Raw genomic sequence first — 13972 nt, 5'->3', positions numbered from 1 at the left:
AGCCTGCTCGCGAATACGGTATGTCAGTCAACTTATCCGTTACTGACACACTGCTTTCGCGAGCAGGCTCGCTCCCACAGGGGCCAGTGGTGGTTTTACTGGCGGCGCAACCGCATCAACTCTGGCAGCCCGATCTTCAGCAAGCGCGCCGTGCGTCCCCGGGCCAGTTCTTCAAGCCCTTCGTGCGCGGGTAAATGCGCCATCTGCGCCGCCATGTTCATCACCAGCGCCTCGCGGGAATAAACCCCGCCACCGAGACCGTAGACCGCCGCGATCAATTCGCGCAGCTCCAGCGGCAAGCGCCAGCGGGTACGCAGCGCCGAGCCAAAACCGGCGCCGAACTGTTCGAGCGAATCGCCGATTTCCTCCGGCTCGTCCAGCTCGCCGCCGGCCTGCTTCCACTCTTCCATGCAGCGCAGCAGTGCCAGGTCGCCCAAGCGATGCAACAGGCCGGCGCAATAACAGCGCTCCTGCTCCAGATCAAGCATGCGCGCCATCGTCCGGGCGTACTCGGCGGTGTGCAACGACAACTCCCAATAACGTTCGGCATAGTCCGCCAGCCAAGGCACGTTCAACCGGGCACAGCGCTTGAGCGTCAAGCCCAGGATCAGGTTCATGCTTTGCCCGGTGCCTAGCTGATGCAGCGCCTGGGCCACGGTCTGCACCGGACCGCCGCCTTGATGTTGCGCGGCGCTGTTGGCTGCGGCAATCAGCACGGCGGTGATCTGCGGGTCAGTACGGAGCTCTTCTTCCAGCAGTTTCAGATCCAGTCCACCAGGATTGAGGCTGCGTTTGATCGCGACCTGCACATCGGTCATCAACGGCGCGCCTTCGGCCATGTCTCGTCGACGCTCCAGGAACGTTGCCAATGTAAGGCCCGGTCCTGGAATTGGCGCGGCGTTGGATGTGTCTTCGCTATGGAGAAGTAACCCTTGCAGACGCTGGGTCAGGTTTTCCCGGTTCAAGGGCTTGGTCAGATAGGCCGTCGGCGCCAGGGGCAAGACCTCGCGCACGCTGGCGCTGTCGTTGCGCCGGCTCACCAGGATGAACGGCAACACGGGCGTGCGATGGTGTTGGCGCAAGCTGCGCAAGATGCTCAGGCCGTCGACACCCGGCAGTTCCCAATCGGCGATCACCATGTCGTAAGAACTATGCGCCAGGAGCTCCAAGGCCTGGCGTCCCTCGCCACAAGTGTCTATCCGCGCATCGCAACGCACTCCGGACAGCACTTGTTCAAGCAGCTCCCTGGACGCCGGATCGGCCTCGGCGATCAACACACGCGGTACAGCGGGTAAATCCACAGCAGTCATGCCGCATCGCTCCCTTGCAATACATGCACCTTAGACAATAACGGCCATTCCAGACAGGTCGAAACCACCGGGGATCTGTAGCCGAATATGAAAAAACCCGCCGAAGCGGGTTTTTTGTGGATCAGCACAAAGCTTAGAACTCGTGAAGATCAGAGCTCGTAAATATCAAAGCTCGGAGAAACACTCTTCGATGATTGCCAGGCCTTTGTCCAGTTGCTCATCCGGCGAAGTCAGCGGCACCAGCACGCGCAGGACGTTGCCATAGGTCCCGCAGGACAGCAGGATCAAGCCCTTGTCACGCGCCTTGGCCACCACTTGCGCAACGGCGGCAGCGTTCGGCTTGTGGGTGTCGCCATCTTCGAACAGCTCCACGGCGATCATGGCGCCCAGGGCACGGACTTCACCAATGACCGGGTACTTCTTCTGGATAGCCTTGAGGCCAGTCACCAGGCGCTCGCCCACGGCCTTGCAGCGATCCAGCAGGTGTTCTTCTTCGAACACGTCCATCACCGCCAGCGCAGCGGCGCAGGCAATCGGGCTGCCGGCGTAGGTGCCGCCGAGGCCGCCCGGCGCGATCGCATCCATGTATTCGGCCTTGCCGCACACACCGGCCAGCGGGAAACCGCCAGCAATGGATTTGGCAAAGGTGGTCAGGTCGGCGGCGACGCCCATCTGCTCCATGGCGAAGAACGTACCGGTACGACCGGCGCCGGTCTGCACTTCGTCGGCAATCAGCAGGATGCCGTGCTGGTCGCACAGGGCGCGCAGGCGCTGCATGAAGGCTTTCGGCGCCACATAGAAGCCACCCTCACCCTGGACCGGCTCGATGATGATGGCGGCGATGTCGCGTGGCTCGGCGTCGTTCTTGAAGATGCGTTCGATGCTGGCGATGGAGTCGTCGACGCTCACGCCATGCAGCTCGTTCGGGTACAGCGCGCGGAAAATGCCGCCAGGCATCAGGCCCATGCCGGCCGAGTAAGGCACGACCTTACCGGTCAGGCCCAGGGTCATCATGGTACGACCGTGGTAAGCGCCGGTGAAGGCGATCACACCGGCACGGCCGGTGGCGGCGCGGGCGATCTTCACGGCGTTTTCCACCGCTTCGGAACCGGTGGTCACCAGCAGGGTTTTCTTGGCGAAATCACCCGGGACCTTGGCGTTGATTTTTTCGCACAGCTCCACGTACGGCTCGTAGGCCAGGACCTGGAAGCAAGTGTGGGTCAGCTTGTTCAGCTGTTCGGTGACGGCGGCGATGATCTTCGGGTGCACGTGGCCGGTGTTCAGTACGGCGATACCACCGGCGAAGTCGATGAATTCACGACCTTCAACGTCGGTAACCGTGGCGTTCTTCGCCGATTCGGCAAAGATCGGGTGAATCTGGCCGACACCGCGGGGAACAGCGGCGGTACGGCGGGCCATCAGGTCTGCGTTGGTCTTGCTCATTAAAAATGTCCTCATTCGCCGCTCATCGGTCGGCGTGGCTCAAGGAATACATGGCGGGGAGGCAACTGCGACAGCATGCGATGATCGACTGCCGCAGCGTTCCGGCCACAAGAAACAGAACGGGGTGAAACGCGCAAAGGGACAGCGCTCTCGTGCCCTTTGCGCTTGTAGCAGATCAGATACCCAGGCAGAGGTATTTGATTTCCAGGTAGTCCTCGATGCCGTACTTGGAGCCCTCACGGCCCAGGCCCGAAGCCTTGATGCCGCCGAACGGCGCGACTTCGTTGGAGATCAAACCGGTGTTGACGCCGACCATGCCGTATTCCAGGGCTTCGGCCACACGGAACACACGGCCCAGGTCGCGGGCATAAAAGTACGAAGCCAGGCCGAACTCGGTGTCGTTGGACATCGCGATCACTTCGGCTTCGTCTTTGAAGCGGAACAGCGGCGCCAATGGGCCGAAGGTCTCTTCCTTCGCCACGGCGGCATTCTTCGGCACGTTGGTCAGGATGGTCGGCTCGAAGAAATTGCCTTCCATCGGCTTGCCGCCCGACAGCACGGTTGCGCCTTTGCTGACCGCATCGGCGATATGTTCCTGTACCTTGGCAACCGCTTTTTCGTCGATCAACGGACCGGTAGTGATGCCGTCTTCCAGACCGTTGCCGATCTTGAGCTTGGCCACCGCTGCCTTGAGTTTCTCGGCGAAGGCGTCGTATACCGAATCCTGGACGTAAAGGCGGTTGGCGCAGACGCAGGTCTGGCCGTTGTTGCGGTATTTGGAAATGATCGCCCCTTCGACGGCCTTATCCAGGTCCGCGTCGTCGAACACGATGAAGGGCGCGTTGCCGCCCAGTTCCAGGGAAACCTTCTTGATGTCCTTGGCGCATTCGGCCATCAACTGGCGACCGATCTCGGTCGAACCGGTGAAGGACAGCTTGCGCACGATCGGGTTGCTGGTCAGCTCGCCACCGATGTCGCCGGCACTGCCGGTGACCACGCTCAACACGCCTTGCGGGATGCCGGCACGGTGCGCCAGCTCTACCAGGGCCAGGGCCGAGAACGGCGTCTGCGAAGCCGGCTTGATGACCATGGTGCAACCGGCGGCCAGGGCCGGGCCGGCCTTGCGGGTGATCATCGCGGCCGGGAAGTTCCACGGCGTGATGGCGGCGGTCACGCCAATCGGCTGCTTGATCACGATCAGGCGCTTGTCCGGCTGGTGGCCGGGAATCACATCACCATAGATGCGCTTGGCTTCTTCGGCGAACCATTCGATAAAGGAGGCGGCATAGACGATCTCGCCCTTGGCTTCGGCCAGCGGCTTGCCCTGCTCCAGGGTCATCAGGCGACCAAGGTCGTCCTGGTTTTCGATCAGCAGTTCATACCAGCGACGCAGCTTGTTGGCGCGTTCCTTGGCGGTCAACGCACGCCAGGCCGGCAGCGCCTTGTCGGCGGCTTCGATAGCGCGACGGGTTTCGGCAGCGCCCATCTTCGGCACTGTGCCCAATACTTCGCCCGTCGCCGGGTTGGTGACCTTGATCGTCTGACCATTGTCCGCATCGACCCAAGCGCCATCGATAAAGGCTTGCTGGCGGAACAACTGGGTGTCTTTAAGCTGCATGTCGGCTTTCCTTAACAGCACCGCGCGCACGCGGAGCGAATTAGAGTTGTAGAAAGGCGCCTCATGGGCTGCCGTCAGGGAAATCATCCACCGGGCTGAAGCACAGAAATAACGCACATAAGCACAGACGTGCGGTTCAGCACCCAGACAAGAGCGTTTGAAATCTCAAACGAATCCTAGGGCCGATGGGGGTTGGAGGACAATAGGCTGTTCGAAAAAAAGAACGAAAAAGCTGCATTTGCCTGTTTTTTCTGATCAGCGTAGCCAACAGCCGCCGAGCGAGGCGAAAACAAACGGCAAATCAGCAGCATGGACGCCCGCCATGCTTATGAGTATCATGGCGCCCGCGTTGCACCAGTAGCTCAGCTGGATAGAGTACTGCCCTCCGAAGGCAGGGGTCGTGGGTTCGAATCCCGCCTGGTGCACCAGACATGTGTCTAGTCCTGAAATAGGTTTACACCTGTTTCATCTCAAAGCGCCCGATGCACCGCATCGGGCGTTTTGTATTTCAGAGACAAATGAGGTCGCTTACGGTTATAAATTTCTATCGACTCCTCGACCATGCGCTTGGCTTGGGCAAGGTCTTTGGGACGGTGTAAAAGAAACTCCGTTTTCAGAATCCCATTCACCCGTTCCGCTAGGGCGTTCTGGTAGCAGTCATAGCCATCAGTCATCGAGCATTTGATGCCGTGCTTGGCATGCAGCCTCTGGTAGAGATCAGAGCAGTATTGCGAGCCCCGATCAGAGTGATGTACCAGCGGCTGATTGCTTCTTCGATGCCGAAGGGCTTTGGTCATTGCCTGGATGACTGACTCGGTATGCAGGCTTTCATGCACATGATGGCCGACTATTTTGCGCGAAAACGCATCAGTGACCAGGCTCACATAAGCGACGCTTTGTTCGGTAGGCAAGTAGGTTATATCCGCTACCCATACCTGTTCAGGACCCGTGGCAGTGACTTGGTCAGGGCCGGGTTTGAGCCGATTCGGATGTCGACGGAAGCGATGATGACTATCGGTAGTCTTGTGATAAGCGCGTTTGCGTAGGACCAGTTGTCGATGGTCTCGCAAGATATCGAACAACCGATCTCGACCTACCGTTCGCGTCAGTTCAGGTTCGGCTTGCATAAGGCCATGCAGCTTACGAGTGCCCAACCGGGGCATTTCAAGACGAGTCTCCAACACAAATCCCAGCACTCTTTGCGTATGTCTGGCTTGTGCGTCGTAAGCTCGATTGCGCTTGTAGTAGGCCTGCCGAGAGATGCCTAGAACTGGCAAGCCCTGGTAATGCTCAGGCCTTCGATTTGCCCTTGGGTGAGGACTTGCCGGATCGCTTTTTTACGACAGAAACACCGTAATCGTTTTTCAGCACGTCAACGACAGCTTCAAAAAATTGGGCTTTCTGGTTGGCAAGGGCCAGCTTTTCTTCCAGCTCCTTGATTCGCTGCTCTGGTGTCAGCGGCAAATTTGGCTCGGCCATCGGTCGGTTCCTCTGGGCACGAATGGAGGCGCCTTGACTCCAGTCCTGCCGTCCATGCTTGCGTAACCACACCAACACAGTCGACCGACCCTGAATCCCATAACGCCGTTGAGCCTCTTTATAACTCAGTTCGCCCTTTTCAACTTGATCGACGACCGCCAATTTAAAGCCCAGTGTGTAGTCACACTGACTGCGCCTTTTTCCTGATTCCATTGGTTCCTCCTGAGGATAGGTCAGAAGGTGTAAACCTTATTCAGGACGAGACAATGAAAAATCAAAAGCCCCAGTCCTCACGGATTGGGGCTTTTTTTGTGGCGCTGTCCTTACCCGATCTGAACTGGGTAGTTTTGAGGCTGCTGCGCAGCCCAGCGGGAGCAAGCTCCCTCGCCACGGGCGCTCGGTCATCGCTTACGCAATATTTCCAACCGCGCCGGCAAGTCTTCCTTGGGAAAGCGCTTGTGCAACGCCAGCAGCTTCCCATCAGCCGCCTTGCTGTCACCCGCCTCGCGCAATCGCAGCACTTCCAGCAGCTCCTGCTCAAGTGTTGGCATTGCGGCGGGCGCGGCTTTGCTCATTTTCGCTGCGGGCTTATCCGCCAACGCCTGCACCGGGCTGGCCGGGGCTCGGGCCAGTTCGCCCTGGGGCGCCATGCGAGTGATCGGTGCGGGGGCCGGCATGGCTGGCGGTGGGGCAGCGGCAACCGGGGGCTGTTGCCGATCGGCGGAAAACTCCATCGAGGCGGGTGAAGCCAGTTGCTCCTCGGTCGACGTACGCAGCACCAGGCCGATCATCAGCGCCACACCGGCAACCGTGGCGAACGCCATTTGCCACCGTGGTCGCTGACAAGCCTGCAGCCAGCGCTGCCACGGGCTCGGCGCCGGCGTCGGGGCTTCACGGCGGGCGGTCGCCAGGATGAAGGCGTCCATGGAGGCCGGCGGCTCGCCGCTGGCGTGTTGGCGGAAATGTTCGACCAGCGTTTCGTCGATGGAATCCGGCGTCTGTTTGGGGTCGATCATGCGGGTACCTCCTCGGCCAACAGGCGATGCAGCTTCTGTTGGGCGTAACGCAAGCGGCTCTTGACCGTTTCCAGCGGAACGCCGGTCAGGGCAGCGATCTGTGGCAATTCGAGATCACCGTGCAGGCGCAGCAGGAAGACTTCCCGCTGATCCTCGGGCAAGGCCTGCAACGCGGCGTCCAGACGAGCCTGGTCGCGACTCAGGCGCAGCTGTTGCTCAGGGTTGCCGGTGTCGTCGGGCTGGACATGAAGCTGCTCGTCGTAACTGTCGTGCAGCGGGTTGTGGACGCCGTGCTTGCGCCAGTGGTCGATCAAGCGGTTACGGGCAATCTGGAACAACCATGTACGAAAACTCGCCCGGCCTTGTGGCTGGGTGGTGCTGCGAATCAGGCTGAGCCAGGTGTCCTGGAAAATTTCCTCGGCCAGTTCGGCCTTGTTGCTCAAGGACACGAGAAAACGATAAAGCCCTTGCCGATGGCGGGCGTACAGGGCTTCGAAACAAGCCCCGTCGCCTTCGCGATAGCGGGCCAGCAGCGATTCGTCGCTGGGAGAATCAAGCGCAGCGGGCATGTCCGTGTCGAACTCCTTTGGCGATCATTGCAACACAGCCCTGGCAGACCCCGTGGGAGCGAGCTTGCTCGCGATAGCGGTGTGTCAGCCAATACAAATGCAACTGAACCGACGCCATCGCGAGCAAGCTCGCTCCCACATTTTTGATCCTCGTTGTCGTCAGGATCAGCGTTTGGCCGCAGGTTCGAGGCTCTGGGCCAGCTCCACCAGTTGCACGAACTCGGCACGCAGCCCGAACGGATCGTCACCGCGCGCCGAGCGCGCCAACTGCGCGGTATCCTTCAAGGTCATCTGCCCAGTGTAGCGTCCATCGCCCTTGAGCTGTTGGGCGAAGGCTGCCACGGCGGCGGAGAAGCGCAGGTCGTCGCTGGTTTTGTCATTGCGCGGTGAAACGGCAATGGGATGTTCGATCAACCGGCTGCTACCGCCTTCCGCCAGCTTGTAGCGTACGCGCAACATCGCCAGTTCGCCTGACTTGCCGTCCGCCTTGGGTGCGCTGCCATAACGCAGCGGCTCCAACCAGCCCTGCTCTCCTTTCGGGACAATTTCATACAGCGCGGTCACGGTATGCCCAGCGCCGATCTCGCCTGCGTCGACCTTGTCGTTGCTGAAATCCTCACGCTTCAACGCGCGGTTCTCATAACCCAGCAGTCGATATTCGCTGACCTGGGCGGGGTTGAACTCCACCTGCAACTTCACGTCTCGCGCTACCACCGCCAGGGTGGAGCTGAGCTGGTCCACCAGGACCTTGCGCGCTTCGAGCAGGTTGTCGATGTACGCGTAGTTACCGTCACCGGCGTCAGCCAGTTGCTCCATCAGGTGTTCGTTGTAGTTATCCACACCGAAGCCCAGTGTGGTCAGGGAGACGCCGCTTTTGCGCTGATCCACGGCCATCTGCTTGAGGCTGTCGAAATCACTGATGCCGACGTTGAAGTCACCATCGGTGGCCAGCAGGATGCGGTTGATGCCTTTGTCGATAAAGCTCTCCCGAGCCATCTGATAGGCCAGTTCGATGCCCGAGGCACCGGCGGTCGATCCACCGGCGTTCAGTTGATCGATGGCGTTGCGGATCTTCACCTTGTCGCTACCCGAGGTGGGCTTGAGCACCACCCGCGACTCACCGGCATAGACCACCAGGGACACCCGGTCCTGATCGCGCAATTGGTCCACCAGCAATTTCAGCGTGCTCTTGACCAGCGGCAGGCCTTCGCGACGGTTCATCGAGCCGGACACATCCACCAGAAACACCAGGTTGGCCGGGGCCAGGTCTGAGACGGCGCGGTCGCTGGCCTTGATCCCGACACGCAACAACCGGGTGTGAGGGTTCCAGGGCGATGGCGCGATTTCGGTGGTCACGCCAAAGGGCGAACCGTCGGTGGGCAACGCGTAGTGGTAAGGAAAGTAGTTGACCATTTCCTCCAACCGCACAGCGCCCTCAGGCGGCAGGCTGCCCTGGTTGAGGAAACGTCGCACGTTGGCATAGCTACCGGTATCGACATCCACGCTGAAGGTCGAGACCGGTGTCTCGGCGACGCTGTGGACAGGATTTTCCGGCAGCTTCTCGTACTGTTCGCGCGGCTCGCTGCGGTAATCATTGGAGACTACATCGCCCATCGGCGCAGGCATTGATGCCGGCGCCGCCATGCGCTTGGCCATAGGCTGGCGCACGTAGGCGATCTCTCCTAGCGGCGCGACAATGGGCGCCGCCGCCACCGGTTCGGCCGGCTTGGCAGCCTCACGGGACGAAGACAACCCACAACCGGCCAACGCCACCAGCAGCGTGACGGCAAAGCCCTGGGTGGCAGGACGCATATACGAAAGCGGACGGGACATGGGCTGAACCTCGTGAGTGGATGATCCGTTCACAAGGTCAGACGCAAGAGATCAGTGGTTCGGGTTAACGACCAGAAAATTTTTTATGCCCTGGTCCTCTCAGCGGCGGCAAATAGCATCAGCGAGACGGAATGGCCCGCAGGTCATCGGCGATGAAACGACTCAACTGGCTGGTGTAGTACTCCTCGACATCGGAATTGCCCCGTTTCGTGAGGGCTCCAGCGATGCCTTTCATGGCGTGAAATTGCCCGATCGCGCCGGCCGGCATCAGCCCCTCGCGAGCCTGGGCGAAATGCAGCACCTCGGCGCCGGCCTTCTTCACCTGGACCTGGTAGCTGAAGTCGACACTGGCAAGGTACGTACCGTCGGCAACGATACTGCTCATCAAACCACCTTGGGTGTCCTGGATACGGCGGGCGTAGACGGCGTTGATATCCAGCAGGTAGTCAGCGCTTTCCTTGCTGGAGGCGTAGCGATTGCCGTCGAGCAAGCGCACGATCAGGTCGGTGTGCAGCTTGTCACGGACTTTTTCGTCGGGCAGGAAACGTTCGTTCTTGCCGGCGACCTCTACGTTGAACGTGTCGATCCAGTATGTGGCGGTTTTGGGAATCGCCACCGGCGCAGGAGAAATGTAGTAGTCCGGCTTGGAGGCGCAGCCCGCCATAAGCAAGATGGCCAGGAGGGTGGCAAAAACGCGCATGAGATTCGTCCCTGAAAGAAATGATGCCAAAATGGTGGCGCCATTTTAAGGACGACGGTGGGATTCTCAAGCGGTTTTTCCTTTTACGCGGCGCAGGATCAAGACTCACAGGCCAGAGAGGGCCGCAGGATCTTTGCGTGCCGCCTCGGAAAATAAGCCGCCCCCCCTACTCCCACCGCACCCATCACCACGCAATACACCACGCAAACCCACGGGCTCCACGGCACCAGCGCAATCAACAACAACGGCGTCATGCTGGCCCAGAGTGCATAAGCGATGTTGTAGGTGAAGGAGATACCGGACACGCGAATCTTTGGCGGGAACAGGCTGATCATCACCGAAGGCACCGCGCCGACCACGCCGCAACCCAGGCCGGCCACGGCGTAGGCCAGGCCCAGCCAGTCGCTGCCGCTGATCAGGCTGGCATAGAGCACGGCGATGCCCAGCGGCAACAGCAGGCTGTAGAGCATGACAGTGCGCCAGGCGCCGATGCGGTCGACGACGAGGCCGGCCAGGACGCAGCCGATGTTCAGGAAAACGATGCCGAGGCTGCTCAGGGCAAACGTGTGGCTGGGGGTCAGGCCGAAGCTTTTCTGCATCACTGTGGGGGTGATGACCACAAAGACCACCACGGCGGAAGTCAGTACGCAGGTAAGAATGGCGGCGGGCAGCAAGGCATGCCGATGGTCGCGCAAAACCGTGCGCAGCGGCAGCTCCGTCGCGCATTCGCGATTGGCTTGCAGGGCCATGAAGATCGGCGTTTCGCTCAGCCAGCGGCGCAGCCAGACGCCGATCACGCCGAATACCCCGCCCAGCAGGAACGGCAAGCGCCACGCGTAGTCGAGGATTTCGGTCGGGGTGAAGATCCGCGCCAGCGCCGTAGCGGTCAAGGCGCCGAGCAAGTAGCCGAAGGTCAAGCCTGCCTGGAGAAACCCCAAGGCATAGCCGCGATGCCGCAACGGCGCGTGTTCGGCCACGAACACCCAGGCACTCGGCACCTCCCCGCCCACCGCCGCGCCTTGCAGGATGCGCAGCGCCAACAACAGCAACGGGGCGAAATAGCCGATTTGCGCATAGGTCGGCAGTACACCGATGAGCAGACACGGCAACGCCATCATCAGGATGCTCAGGCTGAAGACACGCTTGCGGCCCAGCCGATCGGCAAAGTGCGCCATGAGTATCCCGCCCAGGGGACGCGCCAGATAGCCGGTGGCAAAAATCCCGAAGCTCTGTAGCAGGCGCAGCCACTCGGGCATTTCCGGCGGGAAGAACAGTTGGCTGAGGGTCAGGGCGAAAAAAACGAAAATGATGAAGTCGTAGATTTCCAGCGCGCCGCCGAGGGCGGCGAGGCCCAGGGTCTTGTAGTCGGAGCGGCTGAACCGCGCGCCTGGCAAATGATGGGTGGCAGTCATAGGCATGTTTGGAAAAATGGTTGGAAGAAGGCGTCGGATCAGGCAGCGGGACCCTTGTCCACGGGCTGCGCCGACGGTTGGCCTGGCTCGGCGTCTACGGCCTCGTCAGCAGGCAGAAAATCCTTGCGGCTCTGGGCGATGGCCCGGCGTATTTCGTCGCCCTTGGTGGGGCAGTTCTTGAGGCGGGCGATGCCGTCGGTTTGCTGCGTCATCGCCATCCTCCGGTATGAGTGAACAGGCGCCGATAGTGCTCGCTTTTGGCGCTCGATGCCAACTTACGTGACGATTGGGCCAGCCAGTCAGCGGTGGTAGCGACGCACCACGCTGCTGTTGCGCAGGACGTGGCCTTTGAGTTTTTCCATCAACTGGGCGCGTGTGAGGCCGGCGGGCAATGCGTCGGGTGGCAGGTCCAGGGCGAATATCTGGATCAGGTAGTGATGAGCGCTGTCGCCAACGGGTGGGCACGGACCGATGTAGCCGTGAGTGTTCTTGCTATTGATGCCGCTCATGCCTTCCAGGGTGGATTTGGTACCCGCGCCCGCCGGGATCTGTCGGGTGCTGGCCTTGATCCCGTAATGGACCCAGTGGTCGACGCCCTGCCCGCGCTGGCCGTCGGGATCGAGCATGACGATGGCATAGCTGAGGGTGCCAGGCGGGCCGGCGTTCCAGCTCAACGCCGGAGAAATATTCTTGCCGCCGCAGGTATTCGCGTCGCTCGCGGCGGCGGCAGTGAAGAGGCGGTCGTCCGATACACCGGGAATGCTCAGGGTGAAACGCTCTTCGGCCTGGACAACCCCTTGCGCGCACAGCACGAGGGTGACGGCCGCGAGCCAGGAGGAAAGGGAGGTCAATCGAGTCATACCGGGCACCTTAATTCGATTCAGGCCATGGACGGCCTGCGAACTATAGCCGCAGCGCCGGCCCGGTTGCAGTGACAATTATGCTGAACCTCGTTGCACTCCCCTGACTCGAACGGGAAACGCCTGTCGGAGAACGACCATGCCCATGCATCAAGTCGCCCGCCTCGCTGATGTGCGAGAGGACCGCGGCCTCGAAGTGACCCTCAACGAAACACCCATTCTGCTGCTGCGGGCTGGCGGACAGGTCCGAGCCTTCCAAGGCAAATGCCCGCATGCCGGGGCGCCGCTGGCCGAGGGCGCGGTGTGTCACGGCAGGCTGATCTGCCCGTGGCACAAGGCCGCGTTCCGTGCCGAAGACGGCGCCCTGTGCGAGCCGCCGGCCCTCGACAGCCTGCAGCGTTATCACGTCGAGCTGCGGGGCGATGAAGTATGGGTCGATGAGCAACCACTGCCAGCCGAAAAAATCCCTCCCGCCGATGACCCGCGCACCTTCGTCATCGTCGGCGCCGGAGCGGCCGGCACGGCTTGCGCGGCGGCGCTGCGCGAGAAGGGTTTCGGTGGCCGGATCCAGATGATCGACCGCGAAGCCGAGGCCGGTTATGACCGCACCGTACTGAGCAAATACGTGTTGGCCGGCGACATGGCCGCAGAAAAGACGCCGGCCTTGCGCGATGAAACCTACTTCACCCGGCAACGCATCGAAAGGCGCAACGGCGAAGTGGCCGGTCTCGACACCAGCGCGCGCCAGATTCATCTCGCCGACGGTCAACGCCTGGACTATGACGCACTGCTCATCGCCACCGGTGGAGTGCCCAGGACGCCAGACATGCCGGGCCTCGACTTGCCCAATGTGTTCACCCTGCGCTCTTTGGCCGATAGCCGGCAAATCCTCGACCGTGCCCAGCCGGGGCAGCGAGCGGTGATTATCGGCGACAGCTTCATCGCCATGGAAGTCGCCTCGTCCCTGCGCAAACGTGAACTGAGCGTGACCGTCCTGGCCCGCCACCCGGTCCCGTTCGCCGCGCAGTTTGGCGACAGCATCGGCAAGGCGATCCTGGCCCGACACCGGGCCAATGGTGTGGTCTATCACAGCGAGGGCGAAGCGGCGCGGATCGAAGGTGTGGAGAAGGTTGAAGCCGTGGTGCTGGATAACGGTCAGCGTTTCGCGGCGGACCTGGTCATCATCGGTGTCGGCGTGCGCCCGGCGACCGAGCCGTTCGCCGATCTGCCACGGGAAAAAGATCAATCATTGATCGCTGACGACGGCATGCGCGTCGCCGATGGCGTCTGGGCCGTTGGCGATATCGCCACCTTTCCACTGAACGGCCAACCCCGGCGCATCGAACATTGGCGCCTGGCCCAGCAACAGGCACGCATCGCCGCGACGAACATGCTCGGCGGTGAGGAACACTACCTGGATGTGCCGTTCTTCTGGACGTACCACTTCGGCAAACGCTACGACTACCTCGGTCATGCCGAGGAATGGGACGAGGTGCAATTCAAGGGCACGCCTGAGCATCCTCCGTTCATCGCTCTGCTCGGCAAGGACGGTCTCGTTGCCGCCGTCGTGGCCTGCGATGAAGGCCGGGCCATGGCGGCGCTGGCCCAGCGCATGAAACAACCGCTGCCGGTGGATGAGGCCTGGCGGCTGGTCCGGGATTTTTCGGTGTAGCTTGTCTTGAAGACAATATAAAACCTGTGGGAGCGAGCCTGCTCGCGATGGCGTCCGATC

General features: G+C 61.3%; 11 protein-coding genes, 1 tRNA gene and 1 pseudogene. 2 read left to right on the top strand and 11 right to left on the bottom strand.

Going from position 1 to position 13972, the window contains the following annotated elements; all coding sequences use genetic code 11:
• Positions 1–95 precede the first annotated feature (95 nt).
• From J3P86_RS00775 to gabD, 3 genes are all read right to left on the bottom strand, one after another.
• A complete protein-coding gene (locus J3P86_RS00775; protein ID WP_434699234.1) occupies positions 96–1310 on the bottom strand; it encodes an HDOD domain-containing protein in 1215 nt (404 codons plus the stop codon).
• 165 nt (positions 1311–1475) lie between these two features.
• Positions 1476–2753: a 4-aminobutyrate--2-oxoglutarate transaminase gene (gene gabT / locus J3P86_RS00770; RefSeq protein WP_434570495.1), complete on the bottom strand. Its 1278-nt coding sequence runs from the start codon at positions 2751–2753 to the stop codon at positions 1476–1478.
• 175 nt (positions 2754–2928) lie between these two features.
• A complete protein-coding gene (gene gabD / locus J3P86_RS00765) occupies positions 2929–4371 on the bottom strand; it encodes an NADP-dependent succinate-semialdehyde dehydrogenase (protein WP_434570497.1) in 1443 nt (480 codons plus the stop codon).
• A 351-nt stretch (positions 4372–4722) separates the two neighbouring features.
• Here gabD and J3P86_RS00760 point away from each other — a divergent pair.
• A tRNA-Arg gene (locus tag J3P86_RS00760) sits at positions 4723–4799 on the top strand.
• A gap of 42 nt (positions 4800–4841) precedes the next feature.
• Here J3P86_RS00760 and J3P86_RS00755 read toward each other — a convergent pair.
• The 8 genes and pseudogenes from J3P86_RS00755 to J3P86_RS00720 form a co-directional block, all read right to left on the bottom strand.
• Positions 4842–6063: pseudogene (locus J3P86_RS00755) on the bottom strand (IS3 family transposase).
• Positions 6064–6251: 188 nt separating this feature from the next.
• The gene (locus J3P86_RS00750) at positions 6252–6866 is read right to left on the bottom strand and encodes a hypothetical protein (RefSeq protein ID WP_434699233.1); all 615 of its coding nucleotides are present in this window, start codon (positions 6864–6866) and stop codon (positions 6252–6254) included.
• The gene (locus J3P86_RS00745) at positions 6863–7435 is read right to left on the bottom strand and encodes an RNA polymerase sigma factor (RefSeq protein ID WP_434626664.1); all 573 of its coding nucleotides are present in this window, start codon (positions 7433–7435) and stop codon (positions 6863–6865) included. Before J3P86_RS00745 ends, J3P86_RS00750 begins: the two co-directional genes overlap by 4 nt.
• Before the next feature lie 165 nt (positions 7436–7600).
• Positions 7601–9268: a vWA domain-containing protein gene (locus J3P86_RS00740; RefSeq protein ID WP_434699232.1), complete on the bottom strand. Its 1668-nt coding sequence runs from the start codon at positions 9266–9268 to the stop codon at positions 7601–7603.
• Between the two features lie 118 nt (positions 9269–9386).
• Positions 9387–9968: a hypothetical protein gene (locus tag J3P86_RS00735; protein ID WP_434626669.1), complete on the bottom strand. Its 582-nt coding sequence runs from the start codon at positions 9966–9968 to the stop codon at positions 9387–9389.
• A 98-nt stretch (positions 9969–10066) separates the two neighbouring features.
• Entirely contained in the window at positions 10067–11380 is a 1314-nt protein-coding gene (locus tag J3P86_RS00730; protein ID WP_434699231.1) for an MFS transporter, read from the bottom strand.
• A gap of 38 nt (positions 11381–11418) precedes the next feature.
• Positions 11419–11592: a hypothetical protein gene (locus J3P86_RS00725; protein ID WP_434570506.1), complete on the bottom strand. Its 174-nt coding sequence runs from the start codon at positions 11590–11592 to the stop codon at positions 11419–11421.
• Between the two features lie 87 nt (positions 11593–11679).
• Positions 11680–12240 carry a YbhB/YbcL family Raf kinase inhibitor-like protein gene (locus J3P86_RS00720; protein ID WP_305497633.1) on the bottom strand — a complete coding sequence of 187 codons (561 nt, stop codon included), beginning with the start codon at positions 12238–12240 and terminating at the stop codon, positions 11680–11682.
• 139 nt (positions 12241–12379) lie between these two features.
• On the opposite strand from J3P86_RS00720, the gene J3P86_RS00715 reads away from it, so the two are divergent.
• Positions 12380–13912 carry an FAD-dependent oxidoreductase gene (locus tag J3P86_RS00715; protein ID WP_434626676.1) on the top strand — a complete coding sequence of 511 codons (1533 nt, stop codon included), beginning with the start codon at positions 12380–12382 and terminating at the stop codon, positions 13910–13912.
• Positions 13913–13972 lie beyond the last annotated feature (60 nt).

The sequence above is a fragment of the Pseudomonas sp. D1-1 genome (assembly GCF_051132225.1).
Taxonomy (GTDB): domain Bacteria; phylum Pseudomonadota; class Gammaproteobacteria; order Pseudomonadales; family Pseudomonadaceae; genus Aquipseudomonas.
Note: the sequence above shows the minus strand (reverse complement) of the source record. Positions and strands in the feature narration are given on the sequence as shown.

What these genes read in the sequence shown, in the direction of transcription:
- J3P86_RS00750 (WP_434699233.1), bottom strand. Translation starts at nt 6,866, where the DNA reads ATGATCGACCCCAAACAGACGCCGGATTCCATCGACGAAACGCTGGTC.
- J3P86_RS00720 (WP_305497633.1), bottom strand. Translation starts at nt 12,240, where the DNA reads ATGACTCGATTGACCTCCCTTTCCTCCTGGCTCGCGGCCGTCACCCTC.
- gabD (WP_434570497.1), bottom strand. Translation starts at nt 4,371, where the DNA reads ATGCAGCTTAAAGACACCCAGTTGTTCCGCCAGCAAGCCTTTATCGAT.
- J3P86_RS00740 (WP_434699232.1), bottom strand. Translation starts at nt 9,268, where the DNA reads ATGTCCCGTCCGCTTTCGTATATGCGTCCTGCCACCCAGGGCTTTGCC.
- gabT (WP_434570495.1), bottom strand. Translation starts at nt 2,753, where the DNA reads ATGAGCAAGACCAACGCAGACCTGATGGCCCGCCGTACCGCCGCTGTT.
- J3P86_RS00735 (WP_434626669.1), bottom strand. Translation starts at nt 9,968, where the DNA reads ATGCGCGTTTTTGCCACCCTCCTGGCCATCTTGCTTATGGCGGGCTGC.
- J3P86_RS00775 (WP_434699234.1), bottom strand. Translation starts at nt 1,310, where the DNA reads ATGACTGCTGTGGATTTACCCGCTGTACCGCGTGTGTTGATCGCCGAG.
- J3P86_RS00745 (WP_434626664.1), bottom strand. Translation starts at nt 7,435, where the DNA reads ATGCCCGCTGCGCTTGATTCTCCCAGCGACGAATCGCTGCTGGCCCGC.
- J3P86_RS00725 (WP_434570506.1), bottom strand. Translation starts at nt 11,592, where the DNA reads ATGACGCAGCAAACCGACGGCATCGCCCGCCTCAAGAACTGCCCCACC.
- J3P86_RS00715 (WP_434626676.1), top strand. Translation starts at nt 12,380, where the DNA reads ATGCCCATGCATCAAGTCGCCCGCCTCGCTGATGTGCGAGAGGACCGC.
- J3P86_RS00730 (WP_434699231.1), bottom strand. Translation starts at nt 11,380, where the DNA reads ATGACTGCCACCCATCATTTGCCAGGCGCGCGGTTCAGCCGCTCCGAC.